The organism is Planomonospora sp. ID82291 (assembly GCF_015711645.1).
Taxonomy (GTDB): Bacteria; Actinomycetota; Actinomycetes; order Streptosporangiales; family Streptosporangiaceae; genus Planomonospora.
In genome coordinates, this window is the sequence record NZ_JABTEX010000005.1 from 209,980 (window position 1) to 231,514 (window position 21,535).

Consider the following 21,535-nt stretch of genomic DNA (forward strand, 5'->3'; position numbering starts at 1 on the left):
TTCCCGGCCGAGATGACATTTGTCACCGCGTTCACCCGTAAGATCCACATGCGCCCGGTGATATCGGTGACTGTCCCCGCGCGGCCGGAAGAGACAAGATTCTCATCGACGGACGCCCTCCGCTCCACCACGAACCTTCCCCTCATGAAAAGAGTCTCCATGCGCCCTGCGAGAATCACGGCGATCGCCGCCGCCCTGCCCTTGGCCCTGGCCACCGCCGGTGGCCCGGCCGCCGCGGTGAGCACCGGTTCGGGTGCCGGGCAGGGGACGATCGCCTGGGGATCGTGCGCCGACATGCGGCCCGCCGAGGGCCGGAAGCTCCCCGCGGGCACCGAGTGCGGCACGCTCACCGTCCCCCTCGACCACGACGTCCCCGACGGCAAGACCATCGAGCTGGCGTTGATCCGCATCAAGGCCGGCGGCTCCGGCAAGCGGCTCGGGTCCCTGGTGTTCAACTTCGGCGGACCCGGCGGCTCCGGCGTGGACATCCTGCCCCTGGCCGCGCCGGCCTACGCCGCGCTGAACGCCCGCTACGACCTGGTCTCCTTCGACCCGCGCGGAGTGGAGCGCAGCTCCGGCGTCCGGTGCGGCAGCGCCGCGGAGACGGAGGAGTACAACGCCGCCGACGCCACCCCGGACACCCGGGCCGAGCGGGCGCGGCTGAAGCGGGCCACCGCGGAGTTCGTCCGGGCCTGCCAGGAGACCTCCGGCGAGATCCTGCCGCACGTGGGCACCGTCGACGCCGCCCGGGACCTGGACCTGCTGCGCGAGGCGCTGGGCGAGAGCAGGCTCGACTACTTCGGCATGTCGTACGGGACGCATCTGGGCGCGGTCTACGCGACGATGTTCCCCAAGAAGGTGGGCCGCTTCCTGCTGGACGCCCCGCTGGACCCGACGATCTCGTTCCGGCAGCGCACCCTCGACCAGATGAGGGGGTTCCACCGGTCGTACGAGGCGTTCCTCACCGCCTGCGCCGCGAAGGGCGCCGGCGCGTGCGTGCTCGGCGCGGACCGGAAGAAGGCCGACGCGACGGTCCGGACCCTGTGGAAGCGCCTGGACTCCACGCCGCTGAAGGTCGGCCGGCGGGAGCTCACGCAGAGCCTGGCGGTCACCGGCATCGGGGCGGCGCTGTACGCCCAGGAGGCCTGGCCGGTGCTGGAGCAGGCGCTGGGCGCGGCGCTCAAGGGTGACGGCCGGCTCCTGCTGAGCCTGGCCGACAGCTACACCGGCCGCAGGGCCGACGGCACCTACTCGACCATGATGACCAGCTTCCCGGCCATCAGCTGCGCCGACTCCGCCGAGCGGCCCAGCGCCGCGGCGCAGGCCAGGACCGACGCCGCGACGCGGAAGATCAATCCGATGTTCGGCGGCGCCGGCCTGGGCGGCCTCTGCGGAGCCTGGCCGTTCGCCGGCAGCAACGCGGCCAAGAAGGTCGACGCCACCGGCTCGGCCCCGATCGTGGTGGTCGCCACGACCGGCGACCCGGCCACGCCGTACGCCTGGGGCCCGAAGCTGACCAAGCAGCTCAAGACGGCCGTGCTGGTGACCTCCAAGGGCGAGGGCCACGGCGCCTACGGGGTCAACGCCTGCACGACGAAGGTCGCCGACGCCTACCTGATCGACGGGAAGGTCCCCGCCAAGGGCACGGTCTGCGGGTCCTGACGCCGCGCGCGGACGGCGTCGGCGCCCTGCCGGAGCAGGAGTCGGCCCGTCCGTCCGGAAGCCGCCGCCCCGGAAAGGGCCGTTGGACTCTGTCGGCGGTCGCGGCGGCGCGGTGAAGTAGTGATCATGAAGAAGCCGTTTCCCTCCGTGTCGGCGGCGGCGCGGGCGCACCCGGTGCCCGCCTTCACCGTGCTGGCGTATCTGCTGTCGTGGGGGGTGTGGGCGCCGCTGCTGCTGGCCCGCCAGGGATGGGGCGGCCAGGCGCCGCAGTGGCTGCATCTGGCCGGGAGCCTGGGCCCGCTGTCGGCCGGCGTGGTGATGACCGCGGTGGTGGGCGGCCGCGCCGGCGTCGCGGATCTGCTCCGGCGCTGCCTGCTGCCGCGCCCGGGAATGCGCCGGTGGGCCGTCCTCGCCGTCGCCGCTCCCGCCGGGCTGTTCGCGCTGGCCGCGCTGGTGTGCACCGTGCTGGGCCAGCCGCCGCTCCTGGCCGGCACCGGCGCCAGCCAGGAGTTCCCGCACCTGCCCCTGATCGTGTTCTGGCTCGCCAACATCGTCTTCTACGGGTTCGGCGAGGAGGTCGGCTGGCGGGGGTTCGCCCTGCCGCACCTGCAGGCGGGGCGTCCGGCCCTGCGGTCCTCGATGATCGTCGCGGCGATCTGGGCGGGCTGGCATCTGCCGCTGTTCTGGATCAGCGCCGGGCTGCGCGACATGCCCGCCCTCGGCTTGATCGGCTGGGCGGTGAGCATCGTCACCGGGTCGGTGGTGTGCACCTGGCTGTACAACGGCAGCGGCGGCAGTCTGCTCGTGCTCGCGCTGTTCCACGGCGTGCTGGACATCTTCATCAACAGCCCCGTCCACGCCGAGCTGCTGCCCACCGTGATGAGCGCCGGGATCATCGCCGCGGCGCTGTGGATCCCGCGCCGCTACGGGCCCGCCGACCTGGCGGCCCGCCCCCGCCACACCGTGACGCCGTAGGGGTCGACGGACCGGCCGCGCTCCCGGGCGGGCCGCCACGGGTCCGACAGGTGCCGGCCGCCCCGGACGGCCCCGTCTCCCGGCCACCGCCGATCGCCGATCGCCGATCGCCGATCGCCGATCGCCGGGAGCGCATTCCGGCCCGCTCATCGATATGTGTCAATATAGATGACGGACGAATCCGCCGGAACGACGCACCGGGCAGGGAGAGCGATGGAACCGCTGGAGTTGCTGGAGTGCTGCGCACCGCTGGCCCGCGAGCCGATCGACCCCGGCCGGGCCGCCGGGGTGGCGCGGGTGTTCAAGGCGCTGGGCGACCCGGTCCGGCTGCGCATCCTGTCGATCGTGGCCAGCCACGCCGGCGGCGAGGCCTGCGTGTGCGACCTGACCGCCGCCTTCGAGGTGTCCCAGCCGACCATCAGCCACCACCTGAAGGTCCTCAAGGACGTCGGCCTGCTCACCTCCGAGCGGCGGGCCTCGTGGGTGTACTACCGCGTGGTCCCCGAACGACTGGCCGAGCTTTCGGGCCTGCTCACCGTGCCCGCCGCCCCGGCCGAGCGCTGAAGGAGGACCCATGTCGTCACCGTCGTCACCTTCGTCACCGTCGGCCCGCCCGGCGGCCTCCTCGCCCGATTCCGACGTGATCGGCGGCCTGTCCACACTGGACCGCCTCCTGCCGGTGTGGATCGGCCTCGCCATGGCCGCCGGCCTGCTGCTCGGCCGCCTGGTGCCCGGCCTGGACACCGCCCTGGAGGCGGTCCAGGTCGGCGGCATCTCGCTGCCGATCGCTCTCGGCCTGCTGCTGATGATGTACCCGGTGCTGGCCAAGGTCCGCTACGACCGGCTCGGCGCCGTCACCGGCGACCGGCGGCTGCTGATCGGCTCGCTGCTGCTGAACTGGGTCATCGGCCCGGCGCTGATGTTCGCCCTGGCCTGGATCTTCCTGCCGGACCTGCCCGCCTACCGCACCGGCTTGATCATCGTCGGACTGGCCCGGTGCATCGCCATGGTGCTCATCTGGAACGACCTGGCCTGCGGCGACCGCGAGGCCGCCGCCGTCCTGGTGGCGATCAACTCGGTCTTCCAGGTCGTCGCCTTCGCCGCGCTCGGCTGGTTCTACCTGGAGGTCCTGCCCGGCTGGCTCGGCCTGGGCGAGGGCACCGCGCTGGAGGTCTCCGCCTGGGATATCGCGCAGAGCGTGCTGGTCTTCCTCGGCGTCCCCCTGCTGGCCGGCTACCTGTCGCGCAGGCTCGGCGAGCGCGCACGCGGCCGCGACTGGTACGAGACCCGGTTCCTGCCGAAGGTCGGCCCCATCGCCCTGTACGGCCTGCTGTTCACCATCGTCATCCTGTTCGCCCTGCAGGGTGACACGATCACCTCCCGGCCCGGGGACGTGGCACGGATCGCGTTGCCGCTGCTGGCCTACTTCCTCCTCATGTGGGGCGGCTCGTTCCTCGCAGGCCGGGCGATCGGCCTGCCGTACGACCGCACCGCCACGCTGGCCTTCACCGCGGCGGGCAACAACTTCGAGCTGGCCATCGCGGTGGCGGTCGGCGTGTTCGGGGTGACCTCCGGCCAGGCCCTGGCCGGGGTGGTCGGCCCGCTCATCGAGGTGCCCGTCCTGGTCGCCCTGGTCTACGTCAGCCTGGCCGGCCGCCGCCTGTTCTCCACCGCCCCGAAGGGAACCGTCCATGTCTGACACGCCCAGCGTCCTGTTCGTGTGCGTGCACAACGCCGGCCGCTCCCAGATGGCCGCCGGCTGGCTGGCCCACCTGGCCGCGGGCCGCGTCGAGGTCCGCTCCGCCGGGTCGGCCCCGGCCGATCAGGTCAACCCGGTCGCGGTCGAGGCGATGCGCGAGGTCGGCATCGACATCACCGCCGAGAGCCCCAAGGTCCTGACCGTCGAGGCCGTGCAGGACTCCGACGTGGTCATCACCATGGGCTGCGGGGACGCCTGCCCGATCTTCCCCGGCAAACGCTACGAGGACTGGCGGCTCGACGACCCGGCCGGGCAGGGCATCGAGGCCGTCCGGCCGATCCGCGACGAGATCCGCGCCCGGATCGAGAAGCTGATCGTGGAACTGCTGCCCGCCTGAGGTGATCCCCCCGCTCACGGACGCGGCACCCGCCCTGCGCCGTCCTCAGCCGGGGCGGATGCCGCTTCCCGTGCCGGTCAGGCGGGCGCGGGCTCGGCCAGGGGCGCGAACAGCGCGCCGAGCCGGTTCACCGCCTCGGGGACGATCCAGTAGTAGACCCAGGTGCCGCGCCGTTCGCCGCCGATCAGCCCGGCCGTGCGCAGCACCTTGAGGTGGTGGGAGATGGTGGGGGCGGTCAGGTCGAAGGCGTCGGTCAGGTCGCACACGCACGCCTCGCCGCCGGCGTGGGAGCCGATCATCGACAGCAGGCGGAGCCGGACCGGGTCGGCGACCGCCTTGAGCAGCACCGCCAGCTCGGCGGCCTCGGCCTCGGCGAGCGGCTCGCGGGCGATCGGGGCGCAGCAGGCGGTGGCGGGGGCGCTCATGAGGGGACTCCTTACTTCGACACTGGTCTAAATGGTAGGCGGTGGTAGGCGGTCAGCGCGACCGCGGCCGCCGCGCAGCAGACCGCCACGCCGACCATCACCGCGCCGTACCCGGCGACCGGGACCAGCGCGGCGGCGGCCAGCGGGGCTCCGGCCTTGGCCGCCGTCACCGGCAGGGCCAGGGCGCCGCTGACGCTGCCGTAGGCGGCGGTGCCGTACCGGTCGGCCAGCAGGGCGGGCCGGGCGATGGTCGCGACCCCGAAGCCGAGGCCGAACAGCGTCACCGCGCCGATCGCCCCGGCCGGGTGGCGGCCGACGATCGGCAGGATGAGGGCGGCGGCGCCCTGCAGAGCGAAGATCGCGGCGGTGACCGGGGCGACGGGCAGGCGGGCCGACAGGGCGGTGCTGGCCAGGCGGCCGGTGACCGACAGCACGCCCAGCAGCCCGGCCACGCCCGCGGCGAAGACCGGCGGGTGGCCGAGGGCGATCAGGTAGGCGACCAGCAGCACCGCCATCACCGCGACCGCGCCGGTCTGGGCCAGGAACGCGGCGGCCAGCAGCCAGAACGCCCGCCCGCGTACGGCGGCGCGCACCGGTCCGGATCGGCGGGGTGCGGCCGACGGGCCGGCCCGGTCGCGGGTGCGGTCGCGGCCGGGCAGGGTCAGCGCGTGCAGCGGGACGGCCAGGACGCCGTAGGCGACGCCGAGAACGACCAGGGCGGTACGCCAGCCGGATTCGGCGACCAGGAAGCCGGTCAGCGGGAAGAACACGCTGGAGGCGAACCCGGCCACGATCGTGATCGCCAGCAGCGCCCGGGATCGGCGGGCGGGGGCGGAGACGGCGATGACGACGGTGAAGGCCGCCTCGTACAGCACCAGGGCCGAGGCCAGGCCGACGAGCACCAGTGCCGCGTACAGCTGGGGCACGGTGGTGACCCGCGACCAGGCCAGTACCGCGACCGCGCCGAGCACGGACCCGGCGGTCATCGGGACCCGGCCGCCGCGGGCGTCCAGCAGCCGGCCGACCCACGGTGCGGCCAGCGCCGTGGTCAGCACCGCGACGGTCAGCGCCCCGGCGATCCGGCCGGGGGTGGCGTGCAGGTCCCGGCTCATCGGGGTGAGCAGGACGGCGAAGGCGTAGTACAGCACGCCGTACCCGGCGGTCTGGGTGACCGCCAGCGCCGCGACCGACCGCGCGCCGGACCGGCCCCGGCCGCCGCCGTCCCGGCCCACGTCGTCGGCCGGGGCGGGGGCCGGGGCCGGGCCGGCGTCATCGGCCGAGGCACCGGCGGCCGAACCGGTCGGCGGATTCACCTTGTGCACACGATCCTCTCCTGGCAGGGCACGGCGGGACCTCGTCAGCCGCAGCAACCGCCGCCATCGGTGGTGGCGGACACCCCTGCCAGGGGCGGCGCGGCCGACAGCAGCCCGCCGCTGATGCCGGTGGCCAAGCCCACGCGGGCCTCCTGCGCCTCGGCCAGACCGGAGGAGCACACGCCCGTCTCGGGGAGGTCGAGCCGCACGTCGCGGGCGGCCTCCCAGTCCCCGGCCAGGGCGGCGACCACGGAGCGGACCTGCTCGTAGCCGGTGGCCATCAAGAAGGTCGGGGCGCGGCCGTAGCTCTTGACGCCGACCGCGTAGTAGCCGGCCTCCGGATGGGCGAGCTCGGCGGCGCCGTGCGGGGGAACGGTGCCGCAGGAGTGGTGGTTGGGGTCGATCAGCGGGGCCAGGGCCCGGGTGGAGCCGAGGATCGCGTCCAGGTCCAGGCGCAGCTCGCCCGCGATCGAGTGGTCGGGGCGGTAGCCGGTGGCGGCCACGATCCGGTCGGCGGCGACCTTCTGCTCGGTGCCGGACGGGTCGCGGCTGACGACGCTCACCGCCTCGCCGTCGGCGGTGACGGCGTGGGTGAAGAACCCGGTCAGCAGCGTGATCCGGCCGGACTCGACCAGGGCGCGCAGCCGGGTGCCGAGCGCGCCGCGGGCGGGCAGGGCGTCCGCGGCGCCGCCGCCGTAGGTGCGGGCCGCACTCCCGGCGCGGATCGCCCAGGTGATCCGGGTGCCGGGCACCTCCTCGGCCAGCTGCGCCAGGGCCAGCAGCGTGGTGGCCGCCGAATGGCCGGCGCCGACGACCAGGGCGTGCTTGCCGGCGTAGGCGTCGCGATCCGCACCCAGCACGTCGGGCAGGGCGTGGTCGATGAACGCGGCGGCGTCGTGCTCGCCGTACGCGGGCAGGCCGCAGGCGCCCAGCACGTTCGGGGTCCGCCAGGTGCCGGAGGCGTCGATGATCGCGCGAGCGGCGAGTTCGGTGCCGTCGGCCAGGCGGATCAGGAAGGGGGCCTGCTCGCGGCCGGTGGTGCGGACCCGGTCGAAGCCGAGCCGGCTGATCCCGGTGACCTGCGCGCCCAGCCGCAGGTGCGGCGCGATCGCGGGGTGGGCCGCCAGCGGGGTCAGGTAGTGCTCGACGAGTTCGGTTCCGGTGGGCAGCCACTCGGGATCCGGCGCGGTCCAGCCCTCGGCCTCCAGCAGGCGGCGGGCGGCGGCGTCGATGTCGTACGTCCACGGGCTGAAGGTCCGCACGTGTCCCCACTGCGCGATCGAGGCGCCGACCTGTCCGCCCGCTTCCAGGAGCAGGAAGTCCAGTCCGCGCGTCGCGAGGTGAGCGGCGGCGGCCAGTCCGACCGGCCCGGCGCCGATCACCACGACCGGCAGGTGGTCCAGCTCCGGGGAGAGTACGGCCTGCTCGGCGGAGAGCTGCTCGGCGGGGGCGCTCCGGATGACCGGGGCGGTCCGCTCGGCGGGGGCGGCGGGGCCGCAGCATCCACTGCTCATGATCGTTCCTTTCGGGTTCGGGTGGTCGGCGGGGTTCAGCGGGCGAGCCAGGCGGCGGCGCGGGCGCGCTCCAGGACCGCTTCGGCCCGGCAGGCGCGGTCGCAGACGGTGCCGGTGGCCTCGTCGAAGGAGACGGTCGCGGTCGTCGCGGGAGCCGGGCGGCGGCGCAGCAGGAAGCGCATTTCCCACCTCGTGTTTCGAAGTTTGTCTAAGTAGTACTCAGCCTGCCACCCTGATTAGAGAGATGTCAAATTAGCTGGTGATCGAAGCAGTCGGGTCCCGGGTGCATCCGTTCCCGGGATGCGCCGTCTACCGCAGTGAAGCCGTTCACCTCAAAGAGAGGACGATCCGCCATGACCCGCACCGAGACCGCCCCGGCCGACTCCACCGCCGAGACGCCCGCCACGGCCTGCTGCTCGACCGCCGCCCTGCAGACCTGCTGCGCCCCCGAGGACAAGGGCGCCTGCTGCGGCGCCCCGGCCGGCGGTTCGGCCGCCGCCCCGGCCGCCGAGGCGCCCACCAGCTGCGGCTGCCGGTAGCACCGCACACCGTCCGGGGGCCGGGCCGACCGGCTCGACCCCCGGCACCGCCAGGAAGGACACGACCATGACGACGCCCACCCGACCGGCCGCCGACGCTGCGGCGGTGGCGGCGGCGGCGAGCGCGCAGATGCGCTCCCGGCTGGTCGCCTTCGTCGCCGCCCGCATCGACCGGCCCGACGAGGCCGAGGACATCGTCCAGGAGGTGCTGGCGCGCATCAGCCGCAGCGCCGCCGGCCCGCGCGAGGCCGGACGACTGGAGGCGTGGGTCTACCAGATCACCCGCAACGCGATCATCGACCACCACCGAACGGCCGTCCGAGCCGGGCAGGCACAGACCCGGGCCGCCTTCGACCGCAGCCTGACCGGTGAGGCGGCCGACCCCGGCGCCCTGAGCGCGCTGGCCGGATGCCTGGCGCCGATGCTGGAGCAGCTGCCGGAACGCGACCGCCAGGCCGTCACGCTCGTCGACTACGAAGGCCTGACCCAGGCCGAGGCCGCCCGCCGGCTCGGCCTGTCGGTGCCGGGGATGAAGTCCCGCGTCCAGCGGGCCCGCGCCCGGCTGCGCACGCTGCTGCTGGCCTGCTGCCAGGTCGCCGTCGACGCCCGAGGACGGGTGAGCGAGGTACGGCCCGCGGGCGCGTGCCCGTGCGGCGGCTGACCGGACGGCACCCCGGGCGCGTGCCCGTACGGCGGCCGACCGGACGGCACCCCGGGCGCGTACCCGTGCGGCGGCCGACCGGACGGCACCCCGGGCGTGGAGCGCCCCGGCCTCATGTGCACGTCTCCGGCGGGCAGTCGCCCGGCGGGCAGCAGGCGCGCAGGCATGCCTGCAGGTCCCCCAGCGCCCGGCCGATCCGCTGCGCATCGGCCCGGTAGTGAACGGTCTTCCATTCCCGCCGGGAGGCCAGCACCCCGCCGTCGCGCAGCGCGGCCAGGTGGGTGGAAGCCGCCGACTGGGCCAGCTCCAGGCGCTCGGCGACCTGGCCGACGGTCAGCTCGGCTCCCCCCGCGAACAGCAGGAGGATCTGCTGGCGGGTGTCACCGGCCAGCGCCTTGAGCAGTCCGCGCGCCGCGTCCGTCAACTCGATCCCGTCGTTCATGGTCATAGCATCACCCCGATTCCATCATATTGTCATTTTCGGATTTGACGATACGATCCGGCGGTATGACATCTTCTGCTTTCGACGTCGCCGTCATCGGCGGCGGCCAGTCCGGCCTGGCCGCCGCCCACGCCCTGCTGCGGACGGGCCTGCGCCCGCTGGTGCTGGAAGCCGGTGAGCGCGCGGCCGGGTCCTGGCCGCGCTACTACGACAGCCTCACCCTGTTCTCCCCGGCCCGCTACAGCGCCCTGCCCGGCCTGCCCTTCGACGGGGATCCGGACCGCTACCCGCACCGCGACGAGGTCGTCGCCTACCTGGAGCGCTACGCCGCCCACCTGGACGCCGAGATCCGCACCGGCGCCCACGTGACCCGGGTCCACGCCGACGGCGGCGGCTTCGCCGTCGAGCTCGCCGACGGCACCGCCGTCAGCGCGCCGGGCGTGATCGCCGCCAGCGGCTCCTTCGGCAACCCGTACCTGCCCGTCCTTCCCGGCCAGGAGACGTTCACCGGACGGATCCTGCACTCGGCCGCCTACCGGAACCCGGCCCCGTACGCAGGCAAACGGATCGTCGTGGTCGGCGCGGGCAACTCCGCCGTCCAGATCGCCCGCGACCTCGCCGACGTCGCCACGGTCACCCTCGCCACCCGGGCGCCGATCCGCTTCGTCGGCCAGCGCCCCCTCGGACGCGACCTGCACTTCTGGTTCGCCGTCACCGGTTTCGACCGGCTGCCCGCCCGCCTGATCACCTCCCCGCCGGGAGTCCCGGTGCTCGACGACGGCCGCCACCGCCGCGCCCTCACCGACGGGCGCATGGACCGGCGGCCCGTGTTCACCGGATTCGACGGCGACCACGCCATCTGGGCCGACGGGACCCGCGAGCGCGTCGACGCGGTCGTCTTCGCCACCGGCTACCGACCCCACCTGCCCTACCTGGACGACCTCGGCGCCCTGGACCGCGAGGGGCGGCCCCGCCGGCGCGCCGGAGCGTCGCTCACCCATCCCGGACTCGGCTTCCTCGGCCTGGAATGGCAGCGCACCCCCTCCTCCAACACCCTGCGCGGCGTCGGCCGCGACGCCGCGCATCTGGCCCGGCACCTGGCCCGGCACCTGGCCCGCTCGATCACCGCCGCCCGGGGTCCGCGCCGGCCGGGTGCGGACGTGTGACCTGGCTGTTCTGTCCCGTGAGGTTGGGCACGCGGCTGGCGGGCCGATCCACGGGTGCAGGCGTCCGTGAGGGGACGTCGCCGTCAGCGCTACTGTCACCCGTATCGATCTGCGCGCGGGAGACGGGACAACGGACTTCATGACTCAGGCGCCGCAGACCAAGACGCCGCTCCCGACCGGAGCGCTCCGGTTCGGGGCGGTCCTGGCCGCCTCCGGACCGGTCGTCCTGAGGAGCACGGGGATCAGCATGGCGGAGCTGAGCGTGGGAGTCTGCTACAAGATCGACCCCGACCTCCTCCACGTGGCCGCCATCACCTGGTGGTGGCCGGTGTTCTGGACCCAGCTCCTGCTCCCGGTGCTCCTGGCCGGTCTGCTGCTGCGCCTTCCCCATCGGGCCACGAGCCCGGGGATCACAGCGGTGTGCGCCGTCCTGACCCTCCGGCTGGTCGCCACCGCCGTTCCCCTCGGCGCCCCCTCCCCTCCCCCCGGCCACACCCTTCCCGTGGAAAGCCTCTGGCCCTCCGTCATCTGCTACTGCCTGGCCGTCGCCGCGCTGCTCCTGGCGGCGCGTGCGCCCGCCCCGCCCGTCCGCAGGGGCGTCCTGCTCTGGGCGGCGGCGGTCGCGGCGGCCGCATGGACGGCCGGCCGGCTCACCCTCGCCCAATCCGACGCGTCCTCCTTCGGCTGGTTCGCCTACATGCCGCCGGAGTTGATGTGGAAGCAGCCGGGGGCGTGGTCCTGCAAGGCCGACGTGGACGGCGTGCTGGTCGTGCTCGTCGCCCTGGTCGCGGCGGCGGACGCGCTCACGGCCGAACGGCTCCGGCGCGGGGTCACCCTGGGGTTCGCGGCGCTCCTCGTCCTCGGTACCTTCGAGGGATTCGTGGCGGCCCTCATCCTCTGGCCCGCCCGATACTTCGATCTCGCGGTCGCGGCCATGTTCATCCGCTGGCACCTGCTCGCCGTGGCCGCCCTCACCGTGGCCGCCGCGTACCGGGAAAGAGACGCCGTCGCCGGACAGGTCGAAGAGCCCCTCCCGCAGTAAGCGACGACACCGACGTCTTCCCACCAGTCAGATCACGACCGTCCGGGATCGTCCACGGCCGTCATCCAGGCCTGGTCGGAGGACGACTTCCGGGAAGCCGCAGTCTACGGTCCACGGTCGTCCAGGCCCGCCCAGAGCCGTTGCCGGTGTCCGCAGCCGCAGGATCCCGATCACCCCGGATGAGGGTCCCGCCGCAGGTCGGGGACGGGTGGAGCGGACGAGTCGGCCTGTAGGCCGGGTTCTATTTCCGCCTGCCCGCGACCTGCTGCGGAATCTGTGATCAAGCTATTAAGCTGCGGGAACGCCTTCGTCGTTTGCCGTCGCCTGCCACCGGCTGCGGACGCGGTGTGCCCCCGATGTGCCCCCAGCCGGGCCTTTCGAGAAGCGAGCCGCCGTGCCCGGACAAGGCACGCTCAGTCGGTCGGCTGCCGGGTCCGCCGACGGACGCGCTCCAGACGGACGGCGTCCCGGCCCGGATCACCGATCCCCAGCGTCATCCGCCGCCGCAGGGTGTACTGAACGATCTCTCCCAGCGGCGCGTCCGGCGACTTCGCCCAGGTCTTCGGCCGCTTCACCAGCAGCCGCCGCTCGACCTCCTCCTCAGCGCCTTCGTCGACGGCGCCGATGGCCGCTTCGAGGACCTGGTTCACGCGGTGCCTGTTCGCCCGATGAGGAGCGCGTTTGTTGCGCGGGATGTTGTTACGGGAGCTCTTGTCGTTCTCTCCGTAGGCGTTGCGGCGCTCCTTGGTGTAGCTCAGTCGCTTCTTCTCCTGCGGACTCCTACGCCTCAACACCCCTCCTACGGGATCGGTCTGCTCCGGTCAGGAAGGTACCCGTCCATCACGGGCAGGATCGAACTCTTTTCCATCGGACCGAGTTCCGTCCTCGGCCTATCGCCCATGCACCCGGTTTGGCTTCCGGTCACCCGACCATTATTTGAGGGTTATGCTTCTGCGGTGCGCGGCTCACCGACGGAGACAACTGGCGCGGTCGGCGCGACCGAGGTCATGGCCGCCTTCCAGCGACTCGGCTGGGGCGTGGCGGCTACTGATGTGCAACACGATCTTGGAACCGACCTGATTGTTCAGGCCAGGGATGGTCGGATGTTCGACCAAGGCGACTTCATGGGTGTGCAGGTCAAGGGTGGACCTTCCTGGTTCACCGACCCCGCTGCCGATCAAGGCTGGTGGTTCTACGAGTCGGGTCGTGACCACCTGGATGCTTGGGTCGCCCATGGTCTACCTCATTTGCTCGTGCTCCATAATCTTGAGACCCGGACTTCTTATTGGGTCCATGTAACTCCCGAAGCGATTGTCACAACCGGGAAAGGAGCCAAGATTCTCGTTCCGGCGAATAACACCATCGACGAGGATCACCTAAACGAATTATTGGCGGTGGCAGCCTCACCGCGACCTAAAAATGTCTTGGAAGGCAGCTCGTGGTCCGGAGCCGCCTCACTACCCCCGCGACATCGGCTACGACACGCGCTCATCGTCCCGAGGCTCATCGCTCCGCACCCCAACATCGGATACGAACAGCCTATCGGCCCCGAGCAGGCACTCGGATTGCTCGTGCAGGCCCGAGTCCATGCCTACGAACAGTTTGCCTCTCAACATAAGTCTGTTCCCGCGTTGACCGAGGCCGCCACATCTAAGGACTGGCGATGGCGATTCGTCGCTCGGGTCGGACATCATCTCATGACTGGTGAGACGGAGGAACTATCTACAGCTGTTGATGGTGCCCCCGATGAAGCGTGCCGAGTGGCGGCGATCGTCGTAACTGCAGCTGGGCTGATCGAAGTAGGGCGGGCGAACGAAGCTCTAGACCTTCTTACCGCAGAGTTGGCGCGGGATAAGGCAGAGCCAGTCGATCACGCCTGGTTAACTATTCAGCGGGTTCGAGCTTACGCTGAACTGGGTGATCTCGAACAAGCTCGATTCGACGCAGACACAGTTCAGCGCATCCGCATCAGCCATCCCGGCGATGTCACAGCGACCGCGATCGCTGGGGTCGGCGCTTCGGTGTTGTTCGACACCGCCGACCTTGGAACATGGGATCTCAAAGGACTCATCACCGGCCTAGACACTGCAGTCGGGTGGTGGCGTAGTCAAACCAGAGCCAGCGCACTGTCCCACCTAACAGACCGGTTATTCCGCCGCTGGGCGCATGACACCTCACATGTCATCGGCGGCGGGGACCGAGTCCACAACGAGTTGCTGTCCACAGCAATCACCGCAAGCTACCTGGGCGACCAGTCGGCTTGGCGACACGGGATCAGCCTCTTGGGCAAAGCCACGCTCCTGCTGAGAGGACGAGACGCAGATCCCGACGAGGTTGCCGGAACCCTGCAAATGTTGCGGGAGGCAGGTGATGCCTCGACACTCAAACACGCAATCCGACGTTTGCACTTGGATGGTCCCGCGTCAGCTGTAACCAGGGTGGCAGCGACGATGAGCCTCGAAGCCGGGACGCGCACAACCACCGAGGGGAACTTGGCTATTCTCCGCTACGGTGGCGATCTGCTTGAGGCGGAAAGTGCCGACGCCGCAGTCGTATGGTTGCTCTCTCGAACCGAGGAGGGACAGCAATACGTCGAAGCACTCGCTGCGGTTCTTCCCGCTGCTTCCCCCAGCACCTGGCGGACTGTCCTTGACCACGTACTAGCTCTGTCAGCTGTCCCAGATGACATATCAGCCCCGTCTTGGGCTCGCGTGGTCGCCAAACTCCCTGAGCAAGTGTGGACTGAAGGCGACGCATGCTTGGCCGGCGAGAGATCTTCCCGGCACGCCTTACCTCTCCGTCGTCAGTTCGAAGCCCAAGCCGTCGCGCATAATCCTTCCCTGCGCACACGATTGCTGGATGAGGCAGAGGCAGGTTCCCTCTCTGCACTAGCAGCGCTGGGCGATGTTCACCACATCCCATCCGCCAGCGTGCACAAGCTGATCAGCAGACTAAATTCCCAAATTGAGGAAAAAATCAAACAAGCGGAATCCGGTGTAATGTCGATGCGCTCCTACGACGCCGCCGAAATGCTCGTTTTCCTTAACCTCCACTATCCACATTTCGCGAAATGGGATTCGTTCGCCAGACTCATTCAACATCCAGGGGTTCCGGGGAGTGACAAGCAACGAGCACTGCAAAGGATAGTACAAGGAGCGAATCAGCTGACGGAGGAGGCAAAACGTGTGCTTACGCCCGCTGTCCAGATCACAGCCAGTCTTACCGAATCCAAACAAGGCATTTTCGCAACCTTCTACCCCAGTTCATCCGGAGCGGCCAGTGAGCTTCTGCTCCTGCTTAGACCACCTGAATCAGCGGACTTGGACACGTTGTTGAAGATGCTTGCCGGCCAACCTCAAGACCGACAGTGGGCTGCACGTGTAGCCGGCCAACTGACCACGACATCACAGAGCGAAACCGCAGGCATTCTCATCTCACTTGCCAGCGACGAGCATCCAAGTGTTCGCTCCACAGCTGCAGCTCAACTTGCCTACCTCGTAGGTGAGGGAATCGCTGGTCCTGCGATGTCGCGAGCCTTTGAACGCTGCCTCGACGACCCCGGGGTGAGCGTGCCGAACGCGATCGCTCACGCCCTTGCGACGTTCTCACAGGAGAACGAGGTAGCCTATCGGGTCCTCTCCCGCCTGCGCGATCACCCCTCGGCTCAGGTCCGCGCCGTCTGCCGACAGGCACAGTCTCATCTGACGTGAGCAGTAATCAACGATAGGTAGGGCATGTACCATGAAGTGCGATTAGGGAACGTCCGCCGTTTACAGAACAATGCACGGCTATTGAACCCAGGAGATCCACAACTCTGACCGCCTGTTTGTAAACGGGAGCCAGTCACCAGCTGGCCAGGCATCCGCCCTGCTCAAGCGTGTGGTGGCGGGCGTCAGCATGAGGTGTTGTGCGGCCCTGTTGCTGTAATCCTCTGCTGTACAGCAGACCGCCTCGTCAGCGTTCCTCCTCGTCCGCCCGATGCCAGCGATCCGGTCGAGCTGCTGACCTTCCCGCTCTTCAGGCGACGCATTCACCCTGCTCAGCTAATGGCGGGCGCGGTCAGGCGCATGTTAACGGTGGCACGGATGTCCGGGTGTGGGACGTTGCTGTCAGCGCTTCTGTCACCTCAGCCATGGTCACTCGGTGGCAAGGTCCGACGGAGGAGGGCCTTGCCGGCGATCGCCCCAGCCCGTACGACGGGCACCGAAGTCCGCGATCGTCACGGCTTCAGCCACCACGCCGCCTTCTGATCCGCGAGGACACGATCGTCCAGAGCTGTCCAGGTGAGGCGACGATGCCTGCTTAAGGCCACTCAAGGGCAGAGCACCGTACACCAGATGGCTGCAGCGCCTCTTCCTGTCAGAGGCTCAGAAGCCCCCATTTCTGCCTAAAACGCTCAAGAGCCACTAGGCTGCTTTCGTGAGCAAGGCCAACCTCTCTACGAACTGCAGCTAATTCCTCGAATGACAGGAGCGAGTTGGCTCGACTTTCAGCATGAGCCATGCCGATATCGAAGTGATCGTCGGAAAACACTTGAACGACCGTTAGAGCAAAGTAGGAGAAAACCGCAACTCGAGAAAATGTCATGCTTGCCTCAAGGGCTTCGCCTGAGGGCTCGGGCATGGGCTGTCCAGTCTCATGGCCAGCGAGAATACTGATACTTACCAAGGGTTCAATAATTTCTAGAGCGCGCCGCGGGGCAATGAAAGACGATTCCGCACGAATAGAACGTATAGATATTCTCATCAAATCGAGAGCGAATCCATTGGTCCCATTAAGCGGGAGCGAACGAGAAAGATAGTCACGAGCACCTTTCAGAACCTCAACAAGCTCTTCAAGTATCAGCGCAGTGGCAAGGTTTTCTAGCTTGGGAGCTCTATCCTCAACCCCTCTGAGCCTCTCGTTGAGTTCAACAAGCCTACGCGTTGACCGGAGAATCTCCCTCGGAACACCCCCGGATACCGAATGGATCAAGTACACGAAGGGATCCGCAACGCCCAAGACGCGCCGCAATAGAAGATCCCTTGATTCCTCTAGAGTAAGAGGTTCAATCAAGATGACTTCATCAAAGGCCGTCTCAAAGACTGATTTCGAGGAAAGGGCACGACGTCCAAATATAGATCCCACATCTTCCGCAACCGAAACCAAGAAGTAGCAGTTTTCAATACCGAAGATAGCCTTTATCTCACTGATGAATCTCTCTGCCTTTTCGATGGAACCGATGCGGTCGATCTCGTCAATACATATAAGTACCTTGCCGTCCGATTGGCGAATCTCTGCGGCTGTGGCTTCTATAAAGCCTCGGATACTATGCACCAGCTCAGGAAGGCTCCAGGGAATATGCTTCAGGGAGCTACCAGCGTTCAGGCCAGCACTGATTCCGAACGGGGCAGACAGTCCGGCGGTAGAGCCTCGCGTAATTGTCCTATCTATTTGGAGCCGATAGAGTATACGTCTTGCCTGCAATACAAGCTCTGGTTCTGTGTTCCACTTAAGTGACCTCCATTTATGCTTCCCCGGCCATAGGAAGAATACTAAAATTCCTAGTGCCACCTTAAACAGTGTCGGATACTCGCGCCACCATATCTGAACATGCTCTACGATTTGGCGACTCCACACCGTTGAAGTGGTATTTATTGTATTGACCACCACACTCCAATCGGCTACCAGTGACCAGAGGATGAACACAGCCAGGCCAATCGCCAGCAATGAACGAATAGTTGCAGCTGTAGTATCCCGGAATATTCGAAAAGCTCTCTTTTTCGTCGCAAAATTGGGCTCAAGCGTTGGACCAGCGGACCAACCGTTGAGATCCAGATATGTGCGGCAGTATCGATTCAAGAGATCGCCGAGAAACTCCTTCGGCATATACTCCGCCGGGGCATTTATATGAACAAGCATGTCGTTCTGAGACAGCGATAAGGTCCGTAGCAGTGTCGACTTGCCAGCCCCGCGCGGGCCAGCAATGGCGATGCTGCCGCCATCTAATCTCCGAATCGCGCGCTCTATGCTATCCACAGCGTCCGTAGGGATGGTGAGTTGTGGATCATACAGCTTTCGCAAGCCAGTCGAATCTTGCTCTACCAGGAATTTTTGATAGTCATTCCCGAGCTGCGAGTTAATTATATACGTCGCGTGTGGAATAATGACCTTGTATCCAAGACTCGCGAGCCACTCCTGCCGCGCGCTATCCACTTTGGCATCTGCTCCGATTTGACGACCCATCACGGCAAAGATGCTAAATGCCTTTATTGCTTGGGCCATTGCTTCGGGTTTTCTGAGAGAGTATCCAGAAAGGCAAGCTAGGGATAGGATTATTAGAGTTTTCCAAGGCCGCCACTCAACATTTAGATACAGGAACGCTGCCCCGAGAAACAATGGCCCGCATGCCGTGAGAAGTCCGGATATTACGATTGCCTTCGCTCGCTTGCCTCCGCGTTCGTTGATTGCGTCATGTAGATGTCGCATACCAAGAAATAGGGCACCCCAACTAAGAAGTAGAGAGAGGATCGCCAGAAGTCCATCGCTTTGAAAAAGTTCGCTCACTAGAATTAGGATCGAAACTATCGTCAACAGAACGATGAGTCCAGTTCTGCCGTTAATCGTATTTTCGTCGAAAAGCCGTTTAAATGCTGCGTCCAGCTGCCGACTTTGAGTTCGGGCCTGATCATACTTTTGATAAGATTCAAGCCGCTTGGCGCGCGAGAATGCAGTGGGCCAGGTTGGGTGATCTCGAACGGCGGTTCGGTCTGCGAGGTCCCGTTCGAAATATGTCGCGATACGTCGATCGTTTAGGCAGCCGTCAATCTTCGTGAAAAAGTGCTGTCTATCAAGCTCTTCATCGCTTTCGGCCACTTGCCAACCTCCCGTAGGCTGCACTATAGGGATCGGCTAATGGACTTTCTCCGTTACAGCTGCTCTGAGTCCTGAGCGCGGGGGTGGTGCTGGCCGCGACCGGCCGGAGAGCCGCAGCGCGGCCAGCGACCGCCCAACGCGCGGCAGGCCGCCGCAGGCGGGCTGCCCTTGAAGCAAGGCCGCGTAGTTAACGCTTCGCGAGCGCTGTCAAGGCACTCACAGTCGTGAAGATCAAGGGCTGACACGGTAACGGGACCTCTGATAGATCAGGGCAATCCGCCAAGATCGTCCCGTTTCCAGAGGTCCCGTTGAGTCGCCAGTCTGCCACGATCACCGTTACCCATGCCATCACGACCGCCGACGGCATCTACGCCCCCGGCCACCTGGGCGAACTGACCCAGCAGATCCCGTTCGAGCTCGTCGATGCGGTCCTGGCCGACAGCAAAGCCACCCAACGCCGGCTACGAGACCTCCCCTCACGCGTCGGCGTGTACTTCGTGCTCGCGCTCACCCTGTTCCCGCGCTTGGGATACGTGCGGGTCTGGGGCAAACTCGTCGCCGGCCTCCACGGACTGGCCCTGCCCACCCCCTCCGACAAGGCCCTGCGCGACCTGCGCCGCCGCGTGGGAGCCGCCCCGATCAAGGCATTGTTCGACGTACTGGCCGGACCGATCGCCCAACCGCACACTCCCGGCGCGCGCTACCGCCGCTGGCGCACCGTCGCCTTCGACGGCTGCAGCTCGTTGAAGGTCCCCGACACGACCCGCAACCGCGACCACTACGGCCGGGCCTGCTACCGCCAAGCCTGGGCGGGCTATCCGATGCTGATGCTCATGACACTCGTCGAGACCGGCACCCGCGCCCTGATCGGCGCCGCCTTCGGCGCCCCCGCCGACGGCGAGAACGCCTACGCGCTGCGCCTGCTGGCCCATCTGCGCTCCGACATGCTGGTTCTGGCCGACCGCGCCTTCGACGCCGATGCCTTCCTGCGCCAGGTCACTGCCACCGGCGCCCACCTACTGGTCCGCATCCGCGCCAGCCGCCGCCCACCGGTGATGGCCGCCCTGCCCGACGGCTCGTTCCTGTCGATACTGGCCGGGGTGAAGGTGCGCATCATCGACGCCGACGTGGTCGCCACCTTGGCCGACGGCCGCCGCCTGCAGGGCCGCTACCGCCTGGTCACCACCTTGACCGACCACCGCACCGACCCGGCCGGACAGCTGATGCGGCTCTACCACGAACGCTGGGAGATCGAATCGGCCTACCTGGCGCTGCGCCACACCTTGTTGACCGGAGCCGTTCTGCGCTCGGGAGACCCGGCCGGGGTCGAGCAGGAGATGTGGGCCGCCCTGACCCTCTACCAGGCATTGCGCCGGGTGATGACCGAGGCGGTGGAGAGCCGTCCCGGCACCGATCCCGACCGGGCCTGCTTCACCACCGCCCTGGAGCGGGCACGCGAGCAGCTCATCACCGCCTGCCGGGTCCTGCCCGAGACCGACCGGATCGACCTGCTCGGCGAGATCGGCCGCGCGGTCCTGGCCGATCTGCTGCCCGCGCGCCGCCGGAGGCTGAGCATCCGCAAGGTCAAATCCCCGATCTCGCGCTATCACACCCACCGCGCCGACGATCGGCCACCGGGCAGTGTGACCATCACCGATCTTCATATCCGTATCCACCCGGGGCGCACCGCGCCACCGGTCACCCAGCCCGGCCCACTGCGGTCTTGGGCGCTGGATCGGCACTTGGCCGACACCACCCGGCCCGTCCCGGTCACACGCCGCAGCAAACCCACCGTCTCGGCCCGTATCAGCCGCAAGCAGCACGCGCTCGCGCTGATGCGAGCCCAGCCCGGCCGTTCCTGGCACGCCCGCGAGATCGGGCAATTCCTCGATGTCCCTGACTTGCACAGCTTCTGCGTCCAGATGGCGCAGTGGGCACGCCAGGGCCTGGTCCGAAAGATCGGCCACGGTATCTACGCCCTACCTTGACGCGGACTCCGCATCCCTAACTACGCGGCCTTGGCCCTTGAAGACGTAGAGAAAGTTCTCATCCGCAGTTCGCGACTATTGATGATCTTGATTGGTCGGGTGCCTCTTCTGGTGTGGCTTCTGCCTGCTGGACTGCTGCGAGATACGGGAAGTGTGCTCTTCAACCTGGCGGCTCGGCTGGTCGCGTGAGGCCGCCGACTTAGAGATCGTCTCATTCGGCGAGGAGAGCGGTAGTAGTCACCCATGCGGACGAGCCCGAGTGGGTCCGTCATCGGGCAGTTGGGAACTCTTGGACCTCAGCGTGGCCTACGCCAGTAAGCGAGGCATCCGCTCGCGCTCTTGACGACACGTGGCGTGGACTCATCCTGAGGCCAGACCTGCAGGAGATAGCGGTCAATGATCTCGCATGAGGTGTCCACCTCCGCGGCCTCGTCCATGTTCCGGGCGTGGTAGCGCAACCGGTACCAGCCTGGTCCCGCAGGCAGTTCGGGGAGTTCGTGGAAGTCCCCACCGCCCCACTCATGCAGGGAGAGTTGTCCGGCCTCGGACTTGAAGCTGATCTCCACGATGTCCTCGTACCCGTCGATGTCGGCTCCCGGATCATGGTCGACCACGGTCACCGAGAAGCCGACCGTGCCTGTGTGCAGGCCTGTGATCAGGAAGGCACCGCCGTCGTCCACGCGGATGATCCCGACGGGATGCGCCGGGTGATCGGCGGGTATGCCGTCCGGGCCCATGGCGTCGTCGGTGTCGTCGACAAGGTACGCCTGGTGATAGTGGACATATAGATCGAACGATACGGTCCGGGCGTCAGTCATGGACGGTGATCGTACGATCATGGACTGACGCTTTCGGAC

The 21,535-nt window shown here is 68.0% G+C and carries 19 protein-coding genes; 11 read left to right on the forward strand and 8 right to left on the reverse strand.

The genetic code is table 11. From position 1 onward, the window contains the following. The first annotated feature begins 159 nt into the window (after positions 1–159). The 5 genes from HS045_RS28840 (at position 160) to HS045_RS28860 (ending at position 4,733) form a co-directional block, all read left to right on the forward strand. Positions 160–1,662 carry an alpha/beta hydrolase gene (locus HS045_RS28840; protein WP_230885020.1) on the forward strand — a complete coding sequence of 501 codons (1,503 nt, stop codon included), beginning with the start codon at positions 160–162 and terminating at the stop codon, positions 1,660–1,662. Positions 1,663–1,788: 126 nt separating this feature from the next. Beyond that, on the forward strand, positions 1,789–2,637 hold the full coding sequence (locus HS045_RS28845; protein WP_196454680.1) for a CPBP family intramembrane glutamic endopeptidase: 849 nt from the start codon (positions 1,789–1,791) through the stop codon (positions 2,635–2,637). Positions 2,638–2,850: 213 nt separating this feature from the next. Beyond that, complete coding sequence (locus tag HS045_RS28850) at positions 2,851–3,201, forward strand: metalloregulator ArsR/SmtB family transcription factor (RefSeq protein ID WP_196454682.1); 351 nt, start codon at positions 2,851–2,853, stop codon at positions 3,199–3,201. Between the two features lie 10 nt (positions 3,202–3,211). Next, positions 3,212–4,336: an ACR3 family arsenite efflux transporter gene (arsB, locus tag HS045_RS28855; protein ID WP_255531958.1), complete on the forward strand. Its 1,125-nt coding sequence runs from the start codon at positions 3,212–3,214 to the stop codon at positions 4,334–4,336. Next, positions 4,329–4,733 carry an arsenate reductase ArsC gene (locus HS045_RS28860; protein ID WP_196454683.1) on the forward strand — a complete coding sequence of 135 codons (405 nt, stop codon included), beginning with the start codon at positions 4,329–4,331 and terminating at the stop codon, positions 4,731–4,733. The genes arsB and HS045_RS28860 overlap by 8 nt, the downstream gene beginning before the upstream one ends. A gap of 77 nt (positions 4,734–4,810) precedes the next feature. Here the strand turns inward: HS045_RS28860 and HS045_RS28865 are convergent, their stop codons facing one another. The 4 genes from HS045_RS28865 to HS045_RS28880 are packed head-to-tail and all read right to left on the reverse strand — an operon-like array spanning position 4,811 to position 8,167. Then, the gene (locus HS045_RS28865) at positions 4,811–5,158 is read right to left on the reverse strand and encodes a helix-turn-helix transcriptional regulator (RefSeq protein ID WP_196454685.1); all 348 of its coding nucleotides are present in this window, start codon (positions 5,156–5,158) and stop codon (positions 4,811–4,813) included. 11 nt (positions 5,159–5,169) lie between these two features. Then, complete coding sequence (locus HS045_RS28870) at positions 5,170–6,480, reverse strand: MFS transporter (protein WP_307827777.1); 1,311 nt, start codon at positions 6,478–6,480, stop codon at positions 5,170–5,172. 35 nt (positions 6,481–6,515) lie between these two features. Continuing rightward, complete coding sequence (locus HS045_RS28875; RefSeq protein ID WP_196454686.1) at positions 6,516–7,985, reverse strand: FAD-dependent oxidoreductase; 1,470 nt, start codon at positions 7,983–7,985, stop codon at positions 6,516–6,518. A gap of 35 nt (positions 7,986–8,020) precedes the next feature. Then, positions 8,021–8,167 carry a hypothetical protein gene (locus HS045_RS28880; protein WP_196454687.1) on the reverse strand — a complete coding sequence of 49 codons (147 nt, stop codon included), beginning with the start codon at positions 8,165–8,167 and terminating at the stop codon, positions 8,021–8,023. A gap of 171 nt (positions 8,168–8,338) precedes the next feature. On the opposite strand from HS045_RS28880, the gene HS045_RS28885 reads away from it, so the two are divergent. Beyond that, a complete protein-coding gene (locus HS045_RS28885) occupies positions 8,339–8,524 on the forward strand; it encodes a hypothetical protein (protein WP_196454689.1) in 186 nt (61 codons plus the stop codon). A 67-nt stretch (positions 8,525–8,591) separates the two neighbouring features. Then, the gene (locus HS045_RS28890) at positions 8,592–9,185 is read left to right on the forward strand and encodes a sigma-70 family RNA polymerase sigma factor (RefSeq protein WP_196454690.1); all 594 of its coding nucleotides are present in this window, start codon (positions 8,592–8,594) and stop codon (positions 9,183–9,185) included. Positions 9,186–9,297: 112 nt separating this feature from the next. Here HS045_RS28890 and HS045_RS28895 read toward each other — a convergent pair whose 3' ends face one another. Next, positions 9,298–9,633, reverse strand: a complete 336-nt coding sequence (locus HS045_RS28895) for a helix-turn-helix transcriptional regulator (RefSeq protein WP_196454692.1) — start codon at positions 9,631–9,633, stop codon at positions 9,298–9,300. A gap of 59 nt (positions 9,634–9,692) precedes the next feature. On the opposite strand from HS045_RS28895, the gene HS045_RS28900 reads away from it, so the two are divergent. Beyond that, positions 9,693–10,793, forward strand: coding sequence for an NAD(P)/FAD-dependent oxidoreductase (locus HS045_RS28900; protein WP_196454693.1), 1,101 nt, complete (start codon positions 9,693–9,695; stop codon positions 10,791–10,793). 139 nt (positions 10,794–10,932) lie between these two features. After that, on the forward strand, positions 10,933–11,835 hold the full coding sequence (locus HS045_RS28905) for a hypothetical protein (RefSeq protein ID WP_196454695.1): 903 nt from the start codon (positions 10,933–10,935) through the stop codon (positions 11,833–11,835). A 413-nt stretch (positions 11,836–12,248) separates the two neighbouring features. Here the strand turns inward: HS045_RS28905 and HS045_RS28910 are convergent, their stop codons facing one another. Continuing rightward, the gene (locus HS045_RS28910) at positions 12,249–12,626 is read right to left on the reverse strand and encodes a hypothetical protein (RefSeq protein WP_196454696.1); all 378 of its coding nucleotides are present in this window, start codon (positions 12,624–12,626) and stop codon (positions 12,249–12,251) included. A 165-nt stretch (positions 12,627–12,791) separates the two neighbouring features. Here HS045_RS28910 and HS045_RS28915 point away from each other — a divergent pair, with 165 nt between their 5' ends. Further along, positions 12,792–15,545 (forward strand): DUF4365 domain-containing protein, encoded by a 2,754-nt coding sequence (locus HS045_RS28915; protein ID WP_196454698.1) that lies wholly within the window; start codon positions 12,792–12,794, stop codon positions 15,543–15,545. Between the two features lie 649 nt (positions 15,546–16,194). Here HS045_RS28915 and HS045_RS28920 read toward each other — a convergent pair. Further along, positions 16,195–18,690, reverse strand: coding sequence for a hypothetical protein (locus tag HS045_RS28920; protein ID WP_196454699.1), 2,496 nt, complete (start codon positions 18,688–18,690; stop codon positions 16,195–16,197). A gap of 308 nt (positions 18,691–18,998) precedes the next feature. On the opposite strand from HS045_RS28920, the gene HS045_RS28925 reads away from it, so the two are divergent. Continuing rightward, positions 18,999–20,678, forward strand: a complete 1,680-nt coding sequence (locus HS045_RS28925) for an IS4 family transposase (protein ID WP_196454701.1) — start codon at positions 18,999–19,001, stop codon at positions 20,676–20,678. A 296-nt stretch (positions 20,679–20,974) separates the two neighbouring features. On the opposite strand, the gene HS045_RS28930 is transcribed toward HS045_RS28925, so the two are convergent. Continuing rightward, positions 20,975–21,496 carry a hypothetical protein gene (locus tag HS045_RS28930; protein ID WP_196454702.1) on the reverse strand — a complete coding sequence of 174 codons (522 nt, stop codon included), beginning with the start codon at positions 21,494–21,496 and terminating at the stop codon, positions 20,975–20,977. Positions 21,497–21,535: the final 39 nt, after the last annotated feature.